At 60.3% G+C, this 17601-nt stretch carries 14 protein-coding genes; 8 read left to right on the top strand and 6 right to left on the bottom strand.

What is annotated here, in order from left to right; genetic code table 11:
* Positions 1–250: 250 nt before the first annotated feature.
* From aceK to HF257_RS02450, 5 genes are all read left to right on the top strand, one after another.
* Complete coding sequence (gene aceK, locus HF257_RS02470) at positions 251–1966, top strand: bifunctional isocitrate dehydrogenase kinase/phosphatase (protein ID WP_185703504.1); 1716 nt, start codon at positions 251–253, stop codon at positions 1964–1966.
* Positions 1967–2034: 68 nt separating this feature from the next.
* Positions 2035–5946: an ATP-dependent RNA helicase HrpA gene (gene hrpA, locus HF257_RS02465; RefSeq protein ID WP_185703506.1), complete on the top strand. Its 3912-nt coding sequence runs from the start codon at positions 2035–2037 to the stop codon at positions 5944–5946.
* A gap of 341 nt (positions 5947–6287) precedes the next feature.
* Positions 6288–7409 (top strand): beta-ketoacyl-ACP synthase III, encoded by a 1122-nt coding sequence (locus HF257_RS02460; RefSeq protein WP_185703508.1) that lies wholly within the window; start codon positions 6288–6290, stop codon positions 7407–7409.
* 141 nt (positions 7410–7550) lie between these two features.
* Complete coding sequence (locus tag HF257_RS02455) at positions 7551–8165, top strand: RNA polymerase sigma factor (RefSeq protein ID WP_185703510.1); 615 nt, start codon at positions 7551–7553, stop codon at positions 8163–8165.
* The gene (locus HF257_RS02450) at positions 8159–8404 is read left to right on the top strand and encodes an anti-sigma factor family protein (protein ID WP_185703512.1); all 246 of its coding nucleotides are present in this window, start codon (positions 8159–8161) and stop codon (positions 8402–8404) included. The genes HF257_RS02455 and HF257_RS02450 overlap by 7 nt, the downstream gene beginning before the upstream one ends.
* 107 nt (positions 8405–8511) lie before the next feature.
* Here the strand turns inward: HF257_RS02450 and HF257_RS02445 are convergent, their stop codons facing one another.
* Positions 8512–9858, bottom strand: a complete 1347-nt coding sequence (locus HF257_RS02445; protein ID WP_185703514.1) for a putative porin — start codon at positions 9856–9858, stop codon at positions 8512–8514.
* 281 nt (positions 9859–10139) lie between these two features.
* On the opposite strand from HF257_RS02445, the gene HF257_RS02440 reads away from it, so the two are divergent.
* Entirely contained in the window at positions 10140–11264 is a 1125-nt protein-coding gene (locus HF257_RS02440) for a GNAT family N-acetyltransferase (RefSeq protein ID WP_185703516.1), read from the top strand.
* A gap of 12 nt (positions 11265–11276) precedes the next feature.
* Here HF257_RS02440 and aqpZ read toward each other — a convergent pair whose 3' ends face one another.
* The 5 genes from aqpZ to HF257_RS02415 form a co-directional block, all read right to left on the bottom strand.
* A complete protein-coding gene (gene aqpZ / locus HF257_RS02435; RefSeq protein WP_185703519.1) occupies positions 11277–11978 on the bottom strand; it encodes an aquaporin Z in 702 nt (233 codons plus the stop codon).
* 288 nt (positions 11979–12266) lie between these two features.
* The gene (locus tag HF257_RS02430) at positions 12267–14099 is read right to left on the bottom strand and encodes an ABC transporter ATP-binding protein (RefSeq protein WP_185703521.1); all 1833 of its coding nucleotides are present in this window, start codon (positions 14097–14099) and stop codon (positions 12267–12269) included.
* Positions 14100–14180: 81 nt separating this feature from the next.
* Positions 14181–14744: a peptidylprolyl isomerase gene (locus tag HF257_RS02425; RefSeq protein WP_185703523.1), complete on the bottom strand. Its 564-nt coding sequence runs from the start codon at positions 14742–14744 to the stop codon at positions 14181–14183.
* Positions 14745–14747: 3 nt separating this feature from the next.
* The gene (locus HF257_RS02420) at positions 14748–15551 is read right to left on the bottom strand and encodes an alpha/beta fold hydrolase (RefSeq protein WP_185703525.1); all 804 of its coding nucleotides are present in this window, start codon (positions 15549–15551) and stop codon (positions 14748–14750) included.
* A 14-nt stretch (positions 15552–15565) separates the two neighbouring features.
* Positions 15566–16489, bottom strand: coding sequence for a LysR family transcriptional regulator (locus HF257_RS02415; protein ID WP_185703527.1), 924 nt, complete (start codon positions 16487–16489; stop codon positions 15566–15568).
* A gap of 49 nt (positions 16490–16538) precedes the next feature.
* Here HF257_RS02415 and HF257_RS02410 point away from each other — a divergent pair, with 49 nt between their 5' ends.
* On the top strand, positions 16539–16853 hold the full coding sequence (locus HF257_RS02410) for a 3-phosphoglycerate kinase (protein WP_185703529.1): 315 nt from the start codon (positions 16539–16541) through the stop codon (positions 16851–16853).
* A 139-nt stretch (positions 16854–16992) separates the two neighbouring features.
* Complete coding sequence (locus HF257_RS02405; RefSeq protein WP_185703531.1) at positions 16993–17592, top strand: FMN-dependent NADH-azoreductase; 600 nt, start codon at positions 16993–16995, stop codon at positions 17590–17592.
* Positions 17593–17601: the final 9 nt, after the last annotated feature.

Here is a 17601-nt window from a genome sequence, read left to right as displayed (position 1 = left end):
CAAACCGGGTGAACAGTCAGCGGCGCATTATTTACCCGCCATCGCTCCAGGCCACGGCCTTGCAGGCGGGCGATACATGCGCGCGCCACTTTTTGGTGCGTTACCTGACCGGCCGGTCGAATTATTAAAATTTGAAAGTAAATGTACGAAGTGCCAAAAGTTGTACAACCCGGCACCGAAAGTCGGCCTTCTCCTACCTTCCTACACTGGCTAAGCTCAGGTCTTCCAGATGCCCGTAGAGGTTTCCCGCATGCCGCAGTCCTCCCTCGCCATTGCCCAGATGATCCTCGATGGCTTCGATGATTACCGCGAACACTTTCGTCAGATCACCGATGGCGCCCGCGAGCGCTTCGAAAAAGCCCAGTGGCAGTTAGGGCAGGCGGCGTCTGCGGCGCGCATCAACCTGTATGAAGAGAAGGTCGGTGAAGTCACCGCACGCTTGCATGCCGGCTTCAATGAAGCGGCGTTATTGGACATCGACATCTGGCCCCTGGTGAAAAACGCCTACATCGGCCTGATCGACCTGCGCTTCGACGATGAGCTGTCCGAGACCTGGTACAACTCGATTTTTTGCGGCCTGTTCAGCCATGACCTGATCAGCGACGGCTGCATGTTTATCCACACCACCCGGCCCAGCCTGCGCCGGGCACGCGCGGCGCAGACGCGCATCTATACGCCGGGGGGCAAGATTCCGGAAATGCTCGCGCAGATTTTCGCCGACTACTGCTTCAGCGAACCCTATGCGGACCTTGCCGCCGACCTGCGCCGCCTCGAAACCCAACTGCGCGAAAACCTGCCGGATTGGGTCTGCAAGGACCCGGACCTCAAGGTCGAGCTGTTTTCCTCGGTGCTCTACCGCAATAAAGGCGCCTACCTGGTAGGGCGGATCTACACCCGCGACGAGCAGTGGCCGCTGGTCATTCCGCTGCTGCACCGTGAAGGCCAGGGCATCCAGATCGATGCGCTGATTACCGATGAAGCTGACGTGTCGATCATCTTCTCGTTCACCCGTTCCTATTTCATGGTCGATGTCCCCGTGCCGGCGGAGTTCATCGGTTTTCTCAAGCGCATCCTGCCGGGCAAGCACATCGCCGAGCTGTACACCTCCATCGGTTTCTATAAGCACGGTAAGTCGGAGTTCTACCGTGCACTGATCAACCACCTGGCGACCACCGACGACCAGTTCATCATGGCCCCCGGCGTGCGGGGCATGGTCATGAGCGTGTTTACCCTGCCGGGCTTCAATACCGTGTTCAAGATCATCAAGGACCGTTTCTCGCCGTCGAAAAACGTCAACCGCGCCACGGTGATCGAAAAGTACCGCCTGGTGAAAAGCGTCGACCGGGTAGGGCGCATGGCCGATACCCAGGAGTTCGCCGACTTCCGTTTCCCCTTGAGCAAGTTCGAGCCCGACTGCTTGGCCGAGCTGTTGGAAGTGGCGGCGGGTACCGTCGAAGTGGAAGGCGACACCGTGCTGATCCGCCACTGTTGGACCGAACGGCGCATGACCCCACTCAACCTCTACCTGGACAACGCCAACGACGCCCAGGTACGCGAAGCGCTGGAAGACTACGGCCTGGCCATCAAGCAACTGGCGGCGGCGAATATCTTCCCGGGTGACATGCTGCTGAAAAATTTCGGCGTCACCCGCCATGGTCGCGTGGTGTTCTACGACTACGACGAAATCTGCTTTCTCACCGAGGCCAACTTCCGGCATATCCCCGCGCCACGTACCCCAGAGGACGAAATGGCCTCTGAGCCCTGGTACTCCATCGGCCCGCTGGATGTGTTCCCGGAAGAGTTTCCGCCGTTCCTGTTTGCCGATGCCGGCCAGCGCAAGTTGTTCGACCAACTGCACGGCGAGTTGTACAACGCCGACTACTGGAAAGGCCTGCAGGAGGCGATTCGCGCCGGTAAGGTCATTGATGTATTCCCTTACCGGCGCAAAGAGCGCGATAACGAATGAGGGGCGCGGGTGGGCGGTTTTCTGCGACAATCCGCCCCCTGCCTACATAGACGACCCTTGCGTACCCGATGACCGACCAAGCGCCCACTATCGACCAACTGCTCAAAACCCTCGACCACGCCATGCTCGCCGACCGCCACCGGTTGCGCCGGCAGTTGCTTGAGTTGCGTAAAAAGCCCGACGAGGACAAGTTGGCGCAGTGGGTTGCGCGCATGCAGGCGTCTTGTGCGCAGGTCACGGCGCGGCGCGCCAGCCTGCCGGTGATCCGTTACGACGACAGCCTGCCGATTGCCGCCAAACGCGATGAAATCAAAGCGGCGTTGAACAAGCATCAGGTGCTGATCATTGCCGGCGAGACCGGTTCGGGTAAGACCACCCAGCTGCCGAAAATCTGCCTGGAGATCGGTCGCGGCCAGTTCGGCCTGATCGGCCACACGCAACCGCGTCGGATCGCGGCACGCAGCGTGGCCAGCCGGGTCGCCGAAGAACTCGCCACACCGCTGGGCGCGCTGGTCGGCTATCAAGTGCGTTTCGAAGACCAGAGCGATTCCAATACGCTGATCAAGCTGATGACCGACGGCATCCTGTTGGCGGAAACCCAGAACGACCGTTACCTGGAACGCTACGACACGATCATCGTCGACGAAGCGCACGAGCGCAGCCTGAACATCGACTTCCTGCTGGGCTACCTGAAAACCCTGCTGCCCCGTCGCCCGGACCTGAAAGTCATCATCACCTCGGCGACCATCGACCTGGAGCGTTTCTCCAAGCACTTTGACGATGCGCCGATTGTCGAAGTGTCGGGCCGTACCTTCCCGGTAGACACGTGGTACCGTCCGCTGACCCTGGAGCAGGACGAGGAGGGCAACCGTGTCGAGGATGACCTCACTGTCGACCAGGCGATTCTTGCCACCCTCGATGAAATCGCCGCCTATGAGCGCAGCGAACGTCGCAGCCCTGGCGATGTGCTGGTGTTCTTGCCCGGCGAGCGCGAGATTCGCGACGCTGCCGACATGCTGCGCAAGGCCCAGCTCAAGCACACCGAGATTCTGCCGCTGTACGCACGCCTGTCACCGGCCGAGCAGCAGCGGATTTTCCAGTCCCACCCAGGCCGTCGCGTAGTGCTGGCGACCAACGTCGCGGAAACCTCGCTGACGGTGCCGGGCATTCGTTATGTGATCGACAGCGGCACCGCACGCATCAGCCGCTACAGCTACCGCGCCAAGGTGCAGCGCCTGCCCATCGAGGCGATTTCCCAGGCCAGCGCCAACCAGCGTAAAGGCCGTTGCGGCCGTGTGGAGCCGGGCATCTGCGTGCGCTTGTACAGCGAAGAAGATTTTATCGGCCGCCCGGAATTTACCGACCCGGAGATTCTGCGTACCAACCTCGCCGCTGTGATTTTGCAGATGCTGCACCTGCGCCTCGGCGAGATCACCGACTTCCCGTTTATCGAACCGCCGGATGGCAAGGCCATCAGTGACGGTTTCAACCTGCTGCAAGAGCTCTCGGCGGTGGACCGCAACAGCCAGCTCACGCCATTGGGCCGCCAATTGGCGCGCCTGCCGGTGGACCCGCGCATGGGCCGAATGTTGCTGGAAGCGGCCAAGCTCGGCAGTTTGCAGGAAGTGCTGATCGTGGCCAGCGCCATGTCGATCCAGGACCCGCGCGAGCGCCCGCCGGAGCGCCAGCAGGCTGCTGACCAGGCCCACGCGCAGTGGAAAGACCCGGATTCGGACTTCGCCGGTTTGGTCAATTTGTGGCGTGGCTTTGAAGAGCAGCGCCAGGAGTTGACCGCCAGCCCGTTGCGCAACTGGTGCCGCAAGAATTTCCTCAACTACCTGCGTCTGCGTGAGTGGCGTGATTCCCATCGCCAACTCAGCCTGATCTGTCGCGACATGCAACTCACGGTCAATAAAGAACCGGCGGACTTCCCGAAACTGCATAAGGCGGTGCTCTCTGGCCTGCTCAGCCAGATCGGCCAGAAAACCGAAGACGGCGATTACCTGGGCGCGCGCCAGCGACGGTTCTGGATTCACCCTTCGTCGGGTATCGGCAAGAAGCGCCCGCAATGGCTGATGACCGCCGAACTGGTGGAAACCACCAAGCTGTATGCGCGCATGGTGGCCAAGATCGACGCCGACTGGATCGAGCCGCTGGCCGGGCACTTGATCAAGAAAAACCACTTCGAACCGCATTGGGAGAAGAAGCGCGGCCAGGTGGTGGCGTTTGAGCAAATCACTCTGTTCGGGTTGATTGTGGTCGGACGTCGGCCGGTGCATTACGGACCGGTTGATCCGGTGGTGTCCCGCGAGCTGTTTATCCGTGAAGGCCTGGTGCGTGGCGAAATTCAGTCGCGCGCCAAATGCCTCACGGCCAACCAGCAATTGCTGGAAGAGCTCGACGAACTGGAGGCCAAGGCCCGTCGTCGCGACATCCTGGCCGATGAAGAAACCCTTTACGCCTTCTACGATGCGCGGCTGCCAGCGGAGATCCACCAGACCGCCACCTTCGACAGTTGGTACAAGATCAACAGCCAGAAAGACCCGCAACTGCTGATCATGCGTGAAGAAGACGTGCTGGCCCGCGAGGCCAGTGAAGTCACCGCCATGCATTATCCGGACACCCTGCACCTGGGCGATCTGGAGCTGGCGCTGAGTTACCACTTCGAACCCAATCACCCGCGCGACGGCGTGACCCTGCGCGTGCCGGCGCCGCTGTTGCCGGCCTTGCCGCCGGAACGCCTGGAGTGGCTGGTACCGGGGGTGATTGAAGCCAAGTGCATTGCCTTGGTGCGCAACCTGCCCAAGGCGCTGCGCAAGAACTTTGTGCCGGTTCCGGACTTCGTCAAGGCCGCCCTGCAACGTATCGAGTTCGGCCAGGGCTCTTTGCCTCAGGCGTTGGGCCGCGAATTGCTGCGCATGACCGGCGCACGGGTCAGCGACGAGGCTTGGGCCGAAGCGGCGCAACAGGTGGAAAACCACTTGAAGATGAACCTGGAAGTGGTCGACGGGCAGGGCAAGTTCCTCGGCGAAGGCCGCGACCTGGCCGAACTGACCGCGCGTTTTGCCGAGGCCAGCCAGGCAGCATTGGCCGTGCCGCAAACCGCGAAAAGCCAGCAGCCGGTGGAAGCCAAGGTGTTCGCGGCGGTGGCCGAGAAGACTCAGCAAAAAATTGCTGGCCTGTCGATGACGGTGTACCCGGCGCTGGTGGAAGAAAACGGCACGGTTAAGGAAGGACGTTTCTCCACGGCTGCCGAAGCCGAGTTCCAGCATCGCCGCGCGTTGCAGCGCCTACTGATGCAGCAACTGGCGGAACCGGCGAAATTCCTGCGCGGTAAATTGCCGGGGCTGACCGAGCTGGGGCTGATGTACCGCGAGTTGGGGCGCATCGACGCGCTGGTGGAAGACATTCTGCTGGCCAGCCTCGACACCTGCGTACTCGAAGGCGAGGTCAACCTGCCGCGTGATGGCGCCGGGTTGGCGGCGTTGGCCGAGCGCAAGCGCGGCAGTTGGACTGAACATGCCGAACGCCTGGCGAGGCAAACGTTGGAAGTGCTGAAGCTTTGGCACGGCCTGCAAAAGCGCTTCAAGGGCAAGATCGACCTGGCTCAGGCCGTGGCGTTGAACGATATCAAGCAACAACTGAGCAACCTGGTGTATCCCGGTTTTGTCCGCGAAACCCCGGCGCAGTGGTTCAAGGAACTGCCGCGTTACCTCAAGGCCATTGAACTGCGCCTGGAAAAACTGCCGAGCCAGGTGCAAAAGGACCGGGTGTGGAGCGGCGAGCTGGCCGGCCTGTGGACGCAGTACGAAAACCGCCTGAAGAAACACGCCCAGGAAGGCAAGCGCGATCCCCAGTTGGAGCTTTACCGCTGGTGGTTGGAGGAGTATCGGGTGTCGTTGTTTGCCCAGCAGTTGGGTACCAAGGTGCCGATTTCCGATAAACGCCTGAGCAAGCAGTGGAGCCAGGTAGAGCCCTGAAACCCAACGCAAATCCCCTGTGGGAGCGGGCTTGCTCGCGAAAGCGGAGTGTCAGTCACAGTGATTTTGACTGAGCCACCGCTTTCGCGAGCAAGCCCGCTCCCACATTTGAATGCAGTCCAAGGGAAGGGTGTGTGTCCACAAATAGCGCCAAATTCCGAGGGTTGTGGCAAACTTCGCGCCTATAAATGCCGGGATCGTCGGGAAGGGCTGGCTGCTACAGCCACGGCGCGATGGAATAAAGCGATGCCAGTTTGATGTCCGCCGGGCGGAATCGAACTACTTAGAGTTTGGTACGACGGTACCAATATCCCCTGCCTGACAGATTTAGAGGAACGACCGTGCATAACGTCGTCATCAGCGGCACCGGCCTGTACACCCCGGCCAACAGCATCTCCAACGAAGAGCTGGTGCAGTCTTTCAATACCTACGTTCAACAGTTCAATACTGACAATGCCGCCGCCATCGAGCGTGGTGAAGTGCAGGCGTTGACTGAATCCAGTGCAGCCTTCATCGAAAAAGCCTCGGGCATCAAGAGCCGTTTCGTGATGGACAAGGACGGCATCCTCGACCCACAACGCATGGCCCCACGCCTGCCAGAGCGCAGTAACGACGAATGGTCGGTGCTCTGCCAGATGGCTGTCGGCGCTGCCGAACAAGCCCTGCAGCGCGCCGGCAAGACCGCCGCCGATATCGACGGTGTGATCGTCGCCTGTTCCAACCTGCAACGCGCCTACCCGGCCATCGCCATCGAAGTCCAGGAAGCCCTGGGTATCGAAGGCTTCGGCTTTGACATGAACGTGGCGTGCTCCTCGGCGACCTTTGGCATCCAGAACGCCGCCAACAGCATCGCGCTGGGCCAGGCCCGGGCAATCCTGATGGTCAACCCGGAAGTTTGCACGGGCCACCTGAACTTCCGTGACCGCGACAGTCACTTCATCTTCGGTGATGCGGCCACTGCGGTGATCCTGGAACGCGAAGACCTGGCGACCTCCGAGCATCAGTTCGACGTGGTGAGCACCAAGCTGCTGACCAAGTTCTCCAATAACATTCGCAACAACTTCGGCTTCCTCAACCGCGCTGCGGAAGAGGGCATCGGCGCGCCGGACAAGCTCTTCGTGCAGGAAGGCCGCAAAGTCTTCCGCGACGTGTGCCCGATGGTGGCCGAGCTGATCGGTGTACACCTGGCGGAAAACCAGTTGAACGTGGCCGACGTGAAGCGCTTCTGGCTGCACCAGGCCAACTTGAGCATGAACCACCTGATCGTGAAGAAACTGCTGGGCCGCGAAGCCACGGTGGAAGAAGCTCCGGTGATCCTCGATACCTACGCCAACACCAGTTCGGCGGGTTCGGTGATTGCCTTTCATAAATACCAGGACGACTTGCCCAAGGGCACCGTTGCCGTACTCAGTTCGTTCGGTGCAGGTTATTCGATCGGCAGCGTGATCCTGCGTAAACGCTGATACCGCGACGGGCTGTAGTGAGCGGGCTTGCCCCGCGCTGGAGTGCGTAGCGCTCCCGTTTTGTGGGGCCGCTGCGCAGCCCGGCGCGGGGCAAGCCCGCTCACTACAGGGGCCGCGTCCAAAGTGAAATCGAGGTAGACAATGGCAGCAGCGGACGACGCGCACCTGCTTGAACGGCTGCTCAAGGGTGAGCAACGCGCCTATAAAGAGCTGGTCACCACCTACCAGAGCGCCATGCGCGCGGTGGCCTATGCCATCGTCGGTCAGCGCCACGCCGATGAAATCGTCCAGGACGCCTGGCTGTCGGTGGTGCGCAACCTTTCCAAGTTTGAAGGGCGTTCCAGCCTCAAGACGTGGCTGCTGACCATCACCGCCAATGCTGCCAAGGGTCGCTACAAACAAAACCGCCGCGAAGTGCTGCTCGATGATCTGCCTTCACCCCACGGCACCATTGGTGATGATCGCTTCGTTCCTGACGATGGGCATTGGGCAGTAGCGCCCTACGCATGGCATCAGGACACCCCAGAAGCCCTGCTGACCGAAGATGAGCTGCGTGATTGCCTGGAGCATACGTTGCTGAGCCTGTCGGACTTGCAAAGCAGTGTGCTGGTGCTGCGTGAACGCCAGGGCCTGGAGTTGGAGGAGATCTGTAATCTTCTGACGCTCTCGCTCTCCAATGTCCGTGTGCTGTTGCATAGAGCACGGCTTAAAGTCTTCGCCACGGTGGAGCATTTTGAGGAAACGGGCGAATGTTGACCTGTAAAGAACAAGTGGCACGTTCCAGTGACTATCTCGATGGGCAACTGACCTTTCGCGAGCGCCTGCTGGTGCGTCATCACTTGATGTTTTGCCCTAACTGCCGACGTTTTATCCGCCAGATGCGTCTGATGCAGGCCACGCTGAAGCTAATGCCGGAACAGCCGGTAGAGGGTGTGGATGCCTTGGCGCAGCGTCTGGCCGACGAGCGACTCAAGGATCAGAAAGGCTTGGAATAAGCAGGCTCGCGTGGCGGAGTCGAACGGATGATGGGGATCGATCCAACCACGCAAGACTGTTGCAGCGACCTCGGGCCGTCCTGGCCCAAGGCTTTTAACACTCACATTTAGAACTTGGCTTCTGCGTCCAGTTGCAGGGTGTTGACCTTCGCATCCCGGTAGTTAGGCGCGCTGGAGTAATCGGCCTTGGTCAGGAAGTAAGTGGCACCGATGGCGAAGTTTTTGTCGATGTCGTAACCGACCTTGAACTTGTGACCACGCGAACCGGTGACACCGCCGGCGAAGTCCGAGTCGGTGAAGCCACCCACCACGGCATAACGCTGAATGTCGCGATAGTTGTAGTCCAGGTTCAAACCAAACACTTTGGACTTGGCGCCCACCAGCCAGGCAGTGTCCTTGTCGCTGTCAGTGGCTTTAGTGTTTTGCACGTATTGACCGTAGAACGACAACGGTACGGCCAGACCGCCAACATCCACTTGGCTGAAGCCTTCGTACAAGCGGTATTCGCTGGCATTGCCGGCGACGGTGTTGAGGATGGTTTCCTGTGGCGTCAGGCAAGCCACGGAGCCCGCGGTCGGGCAACGGCTGTCTTCGTCATTCTGGAAGGCGTACATGCTGCCGCCCACGGTGACTTTGAGGTTGTCGGTCACGGAGAAACGAGCGCCCAACTGGCCGGCGTTCATGCGCAGGTCGTTGCGAAATTGCACGCCTTCGCCGTTGACGTTGTCCTTGAGGCTGTAGGTACCGGCGCTGCCGAACAGCTCGGCGCTGCTACCCAGTGGGTACTTGTAGGTCAGGGCCAGGCCTTCCGGGTTCACGTCGGTGTCCCAGATCACGTCGCCCATGCTGACCCACGGTTGCAGCATCTTGCCGCCGATTACATGCAGGTTCTTGATCTGGTCCGGGTGGTAGTCGATGTAGCCCAGGTCCAGCCACAGTGCTTTCTTGACGAAGTAGCCGTCCAGATCCACGTTGGTGGAGCGCGGGTCTTCGCTGCTGCCAGTGGCGATGCGGATACCGCTGTCCACTTGCGAGTTGATTTCGGTGAAGGCACCCAGGCGGGCACGCAAGCGCTGACGATCCTTGTCCTTGCCGCCGTTGTTTGGCGAGCCTTCGACCTTGACGGTTTCCTGGCGAACACGCACGTCGCCTTTGAACTGAGTCTTGGCCGCCCAGGCCAGCTTCTGGTCAAACGTGCTCAGCTCGTTGGTTTTTTTCGCGGTGGCCGCGATCTGTTCGTTGGTCTCTTGTTGAGCTTGCCGTGCGATCTGCTTTTCTTTCTGATCGTTGGCCAGTTCGGTTTGCAGTTCGGTGTACTGCGCGGCAGTGATCTGGCCGTTGGCCTTGAGCATGTCGAGCAATTTAGCGTCGACTGCAGCGCTGGCCGGAACGCTCACGGCCAATAGCAGGCCGCCGCACAGAATCGCCGCAGTTTTAGTGGAAGCAAGACGCATATCAATCTCCGAAGGTGAGGAGGGATGGCAAACCATCCAGGACACAACCGACCGATGACGGACGGAAAAATAACCACCTGCTAGAACCAGGCGCTCTAAAAACAGGCGTCAGTATCACGATCGTTTATGACGGCGCAGTGGCTAAGTGATGTCATGTAGATGACAAAAAATTTAAGTTGGAACTAATCGATTTGCGTCTTGTCGTTCGATTTCGGGGTGTGCGAAGCCAGCCGATCGGCGATACTCGCCAGGCTTTTACGTCCGAAACAGTGAGGATTGCGATGCCGCTGCAACGCCTGGACAGCCTGTCCGAAATCGCCCCGCAGGCCTGGGATTGCCTGGTGCCGCAGGCACAGCCGTTCGTGCGGCATGCGTTCCTCAGCGCGCTGGAAGACAGCGCCAGCCTGGGCCACCAATCGGGCTGGCAACCGGAGCATTTGCTGCATTGGGAAGGCGACAGGCTGGTGGCGGCCTTACCCAGTTATCGCAAGTGGCATTCCTACGGCGAGTACGTGTTCGATCATGGGTGGGCGGATGCCTGTGAGCGGGCGGGTATCGATTACTACCCCAAGCTGCTGACGGCGGTGCCGTTCAGTCCAGTGAGTGGCCCGCGGCTGTTGGCGGCGAGTGCCGATGATGGTTTTGAGTTGCTGAAAAGCCTGCCGGGCTACCTGGAAATCGAAGGGCTCTCCAGTGCCCATGTCAACTTCACCGACGAGCTGGCCGACACGGCGTTGGCCCAACAGCCGGGTTGGCTGCAACGCCTGGGTTGCCAGTTTCACTGGCAGAACCGTGGCTACCGTGACTTCCAGGATTTCCTCGACGCCCTCAGCTCGCGCAAGCGCAAGCAAATGCGCAAGGAGCGCGAACAGGTGGCCGGGCAGGGCATCGACTTCGAGTGGCTGCAAGGCCATGAGCTGAGCGAGGCACAGTGGGATTTTGTCTACGCCTGCTACGCCAACACCTACGCGGTCCGCCGCCAATCGCCCTACCTGACCCGCGCGTTTTTCAGCCTGTTGGCCGAGCGCATGCCCGAGGCCATTCGTGTGGTGCTGGCCAAGCAGGGCACCCGGCCGGTGGCTATGGCCTTTAGCCTGATCGGTGGTGACAGCTTCTACGGTCGTTACTGGGGCTGCCTGGCGGAGTTCGACCGCCTGCACTTCGAAACCTGTTTCTACCAGGGCATGGACTACGCCATCGCCCACGGCCTGCAGCGTTTCGACGCCGGAGCACAGGGCGAGCACAAGTTGATTCGTGGGTTTGAGCCGGTGATCACACGGTCCTGGCACTACCTGCGCCATCCCGGATTGAAGAGTGCCGTGGAGGATTTCCTGGCGCGTGAGCGAGTAGGAATTGTGGCGTATGCCGAGGAAGCGCGGACAGCCCTGCCTTACCGGCAGGGCTGAACCCGCGTTGTCTTAGGCCGGCTCCTCCTTGCCCAGCCATCGATAGACAAAACCACCCACCACCGCACCCAGGATCGGCGCGAGCCAGAACATCCACAATTGCTGGATCGCCCAGCCGCCGACGATCAAGGCCGGGCCGGTACTGCGGGCCGGGTTGACCGAGGTGTTGGTGACGGGGATGGAGATCAAGTGGATCAACGTCAAGGCCAGGCCGATGGCGATGGGCGCGAAGCCCTTCGGGGCGCGATGGTCGGTGGCGCCGAGGATGATCAGCACGAACATCGCCGTCATCACCAACTCACACACAAACCCCGCAGCCATCGAATAACCGCCCGGCGAATGCTCGCCATAGCCGTTGGAGGCCAGGCCCGACGCCAGCTCAAACCCAGGCTTGCCGCTGGCAATGAAGTACAACAGCGCAGCGGCGATGGTGCCGCCGACGACCTGCGCCACGATATATGCCGGTAACTCCCTGGCCGGAAACCGCCCGCCCACTACCAGCCCCACCGACACTGCCGGGTTGAGATGGCACCCGCTGATGTGCCCGATGGCAAACGCCATGGTCAGCACCGTAAGCCCGAATGCCAGGGCCACACCCAATAAGCCGATCCCGACTGCAGGGAACGCTGCGGCCAACACCGCACTCCCGCACCCGCCCAACACCAGCCAAAACGTACCCAACCCCTCCGTGACTGACCGCTTGAACAAAGACATGGAACACGTCCTTGATAGATCGCTCTACCGAAACAGTAAAACCGTGATGCTCCCTGCGATTACTACAGCGCCCATCTGGGCACTGCGTTGATTACAGCAGGGTTGTGGCACAAATCCAGTGCCCAAATGGGGAAGGGCCTAATGAAATCTGGCGCCGGGCACTGATCAAATGTGGGAGCGGGCTTGCTCGCGAATGCAGTGTGCCAGTCGCCAGATGTATTGACTGATTCACCGTTTTCGCGAGCAAGCCCGCTCCCACATTTTTGATTTGTGTATGCCCGGAAATGTTCAGTCGATACCGACGAAGCCTCCGGTCTGGTGCTGCCACAGCCGCGCATACAGCCCGCCATGGGCCAGCAACTCGGCATGGCTGCCACTCTCGGCGATCTTGCCTTTCTCCAGCACCACCAAGCGATCCATCCGCGCGATGGTCGACAACCGGTGGGCAATGGCGATCACCGTCTTGCCTTGCATCAGGGTTTCCAGGCTTTCCTGGATCGCAGCTTCCACTTCCGAGTCCAGCGCGGAGGTGGCTTCATCCATGATCAGGATCGGTGCGTCTTTGAGCAGTACGCGAGCGATGGCAATCCGTTGACGCTGCCCGCCGGAAAGTTTCACCCCGCGCTCACCGACGTGCGCATCCAGCCCTGTGCGGCCTTCGGAGTCGGACAGCAGCGGGATGAATTCATCGGCCCGCGCCTTGTGCACGGCAGCCCAGAGTTCTTCATCGGTGGCGTCCGGCTTGCCGTACAGCAGGTTGTCGCGGATCGAGCGGTGCAGCAGTGACGTGTCCTGCGTGATCATGCCGATCTGTTCGCGCAAGGACTCCTGGGCCACGTCGGCGATGTTCTGGCCGTCGATCAGGATGCGCCCGCCTTGCAGGTCGTACAAACGCAGCAGCAGATTGACCAGGGTCGATTTGCCCGCGCCGGACGGGCCGATCAGGCCGATCTTTTCGCCGGCCTTGATCTCAAGGTTCAGGCCGCCAATGATCCCGCTCTTCTTGCCGTAGTGGAAATCCACCTGTTCAAAGCGTACTTCGCCACGGGGCACGTTCAGGCGCGGGGCGTTCTCGCGGTCGATCACCGCCAGCGGCTGGGCGATGGTTTTCAAACCGTCCTGCACCATGCCGATGTTTTCGAAAATGCCGTTGACCACCCACATGATCCAGCCGGACATGTTGACGATACGGATCACCAAGCCGGTCGCCAGGGCGATTGCACCCACCGAAATCAGCGACTGCGTCCACAGCCACAATGCCAGGCCGGTGGTCGTGACAATCAGCAGGCCGTTCATGGTGGTGATCACGATGTCCATGCTGGTGACGACACGGCTGGCCAGCTGGGTTTTTTCGGTTTGTTCGATGATCGCTTCCTTGGCGTACTGTTGCTCATATTGGGTATGGGCAAACAGCTTCAAGGTGGTGATGTTGGTGTAACCGTCGACGATGCGGCCCATCAACTTGGAGCGCGCTTCGGAGGAGATCACCGAGCGTTCCTTCACCCGTGGCACGAAGTAGCGCAGTGCCAGGCTGTAGCAGATGATCCAGGTCACCAGCGGGATCATCAGGCGCCAGTCGGCCTCGGCAAACAGCACCAGGGAGCTGATGGCATAGATCGCCACGTGCCAGATCGCATCCACTGCGGCTACGGCGGAGTCGCGCAGGGAGTTGCCGGTTTGCATGATGCGCTGGGCGATACGCCCGGCGAAGTCGTTCTGGAAGAAATTCAGGCTCTGCTTAAGCACGTAGCTGTGGTTCTGCCAGCGGATCAGGCTGGTCATGCCGGGGCTGATGGTCTGGTGCACCAGCAGGTCGTGCAGCGCGCCGAAAATCGGGCGCAGCAGCAGGGCAACCACGGCCATCCAGATCAGCTCGGTGCTGTGCAGTTGGAAGAAATTGGCCGGCGGGGTGCCCTGGGCCAGGTCGATGATGCGGCTCAGGTAGCTGAACAGCGCGACCTCGATCAACGCACCGATCAGGCCCACCACCAGCAGCGCGGCAAAATGTGGCCATACCTGACGCAGGTAGTAGAGGTAGAAGGGCAGGACTTTATCGGGCGGGGCGGCGCTGGGTGCGTCGCGGAAAATATCGATCAGTTGTTCGAAACGACGATAGAGCATTAAGTATGACGCCCGCAGGGCGGGCTCTCCTTTCAAATGCGCGCGCGACCTTGTGGGCCACGCGCGGAGCTACCTGCTACCTCAGTCGATGCGCTTGGCCGACTTGATGTACACAGGATCGATTGGCACGTTCTGCATGCCCTGCTTAGTGGTGGTCTGGGAGTTGACGATGATATCGACCACATCCATGCCCTTGACCACTTTGGCGAATACCGCGTAACCGGCATCACGGCCCGGGTCGAGGAAGGCATTGTCGGCGACGTTGATGAAGAATTGGCTGGTGGCCGAGTTCGGGTCGTTGGTGCGGGCCATGGACAGGGTGCCGCGTACGTTATGCAGGCCGTTGCTGGCTTCGTTCTTGATCGGTGCTTCAGTCGGCTTCTGCGACATCTGCGCGGTGAACCCACCGCCCTGGACCATGAAGCCCGGGATCACGCGGTGGAAGATCGTGTTGGTGTAGAAGCCCTTGTCGACATAGGCCAGGAAGTTCTTGGTACTGATGGGCGCCTTGACCGGGTCCAGTTCGATTTCAATGTCGCCGTTGGTGGTGGTGATCAGCACGTGGGGCGCCTTGGCAGGCTCGGCGGCCATCAGGTTGGCGGCGAACAGAACAGAACCGGCGAAGAAGGCGATTTTTTTCAGCATGGGTCAGTGATCCTGGGTAGTGGTTTCGACTGTCTTTAGAAATTCGAGCAGGGTTGCGTTAAAGACTTCGGGTTGGTCCAAGGGCGTGGCGTGGCGCGAATCTTCAATCACCACCAGCCTCGCATCGGGCAGCAGTTTTACATAGTTTTCTTTTTGCGCCACGGGGGTGTAGTCGTGGTCGGCGCTGATGACCAGGGTTGGACAGGTAATCCTCGAAAGTCGTTCCTGTACGCCCCAGCCCACAATCGCATCGAAGCTGGCGAGATAAGCACGTTTGTCGTTTTTTGCCCAGCGTTCGGCCATCTTGCGGCGCAGGTCAGCCTGTTCGGGTTTCGGGAACAACCGGTCGCCCAGCGCCTTGCCGATAGTGCCAAGGCTAAGCACACGTGCCAGGCTCCAACGCTTGGCCCACTGCCAATAATCATCGGCACTGCGCACCTTGACCTCAGGCGCGCTGTTGACGATGCACAGGCTCTTGACCTGTGCGGGTTCATCCACCGCCAATTGGAACGCGATCATGCCGCCCATGGACAAGCCGACCACATGGGCCGGCGGCAGGTGCAAGTGTTCGATCAGGGCAAGCAGGTCGAAGGTGAAACCCTGGATGCTGTAGCGCTCGCGCGGTTTGTCGGAGCGACCATGACCGCGCACGTCTACCACGATCAGGCGGTAATGCCTGGCCAATACCGGGATTTGCAGTTCCCAATCCTGGCTGCTGGAGCCCAAGCCGTGGATCAGGATCAGCGGCGTGCCGTGGCCATATTCCTCGTAGTGCAGGCTGCATCCTTCGTGGTCGAACCAGGCCATGCGTGAACTCCATTTCAGGCTTGCTGGGGGGCGGCGAAAGGCGCGTCCAACGGGGCGGTGTCAAAAGTGCGCAGCAGCTCCACGAGGATCTGCGTTGCCGGCCCCAAGGGTTTGTCCTTGTTTGAATACAGGAAGAACGTAGGGTGGCGGCTGCCGCCCTGTTCCAAGGGTAGCTGCTTGAGTATGCCTTCGGCGAGTTCGCGTTCGATCATGTGCCGGGGCAACCACGCAAACCCCAGGCCGCTGCCCACAAAGGCGGCCGCGGTAGCCAGGCTGCCGACGGTCCAGCGTTGTTCGGCGCCGAGCCAGCCGACATCGCGGGGCTGTTGGCGGCCAGAGTCACGGATCACCACCTGCATCTGGCTTTCCAGGTCCTGGAAGCTCAGCTCGCGGTGCATGCGATGCAGGGCATGTTCGGGATGTGCCACGGCGACAAATTCCACATCGCTCATTTCCGTGCCCAGGTAGCCGGGGATGCTGAAACCGCAAATGGCCAGGTCGGCCACGCCTTCTATCAACAACTCCTCAACACCCGACAACACCTCTTCACGAAGGCGCACGCGGCAACCGCGGCTTTGCGGCATGAAGGCAGAGAGGGCGCGCACCAGGCGGGCATTCGGATAAGCGGCGTCGACCACCAGGCGCACTTCGGCTTCCCAGCCTTGTTCCATATGGTGAGCCAGGTCTTCCAGTTGGCTGGCGTTTTTCACCAGTTGCCGGGAGCGGCGCAACAATACTTCACCGGCGTCGGTGAGCACCGCCTTGCGCCCGTCGATACGCAACAGCGGTACGCCAAGCTGGTCTTGCATGCGGGCCACGGTGTAGCTCACCGAGGACTGCGAACGGTGCAGTGCTTCAGCCGCCTGGGCGAAGCCGCCATGGTCGACCACGGCTTGCAACGTGCGCCATTGATCGAGGGTAACGCGGGGCGCTTTCAAGATGGGTTCCTCTTGTCCTAAGCTGACAGTCCTTATTGGAGACTGCCGAATGAGAAAATTCTGTTGTGTGTTGCTGGCGCTGCTGCCGATGAGCGCGTTTGCCTACCCCATCGACGTCACCAAAAAGATCGACGGCGTAAGCGTCGACTACACCGCCTCCGACGTGGATGGCGATATCAGTTCGATCCAACTCAATAACTACGGCACCCATGACGCGGTGTGTTCGGTAACCTTCACCAATGGCCCGGAATCGCCGCGCCGTCGTACGGTCACGGTACCGGCGGGCAAAAGCACCAACACCACGGTCAAGTTCAACCGGGCCATCATCAAGATGCGGATTGCCCTGGCCTGCACGCCGAAATAACCAATAGCGGAGCATGACTTCGCTTATAAACAAATTTATAGATGGGTTATAGCAGTTTTTTGCGCTTTTTTATCGAATGAGCCCTGGTTAATCTTTTCTCCATCGTCTTACAGCAATTACCGATGGAGCCTACGAAGCCATGTCCAACGTTCTGATCATCGAAAGCAGTGCTCGCCAGCAGGATTCGATCTCTCGCCAACTGACCCAGCAGTTCATCAGCCAATGGAAGGCCGCCCATCCGGCGGATCAGATCACCGTGCGTGACGTAGCTCTTAACCCGGTGCCGCACCTGGACGCCAACCTGCTCGGCGGCTGGATGAAACCTGCGGATCAGCGCAACGCCAGCGAACAGGCGTCACTGGCTCGCTCCAACGAATTGACCGACGAATTGCTGGCTGCCGACGTGCTGGTGATGGCTGCGCCGATGTACAACTTCGCCATCCCCAGCACCCTTAAAGCCTGGCTGGACCACGTGTTGCGTGCGGGTGTGACCTTCAAGTACACCGCCACCGGCCCTCAAGGGTTGCTGACCGGCAAGCGTGCCATCGTGCTCACCGCTCGCGGCGGTATCCACACCGGTGCGAGCTCCGATCATCAGGAACCGTACTTGCGTCAGGTCATGGGCTTTATCGGTATTCACGATGTGACGTTCATTCACGCCGAGGGTGTGAACCTGAGCGGCGACTTCCAGGAAAAAGGCATCAACCACGCCAAGGCGCTGCTCGCACAAGTCGCGTGATGATCCTTT

This window comes from Pseudomonas cremoris (genome assembly GCF_014230465.1).
The sequence above is the reverse complement of the archived record's forward strand: the minus strand, read 5'-3'. Positions and strand labels throughout refer to the sequence as shown.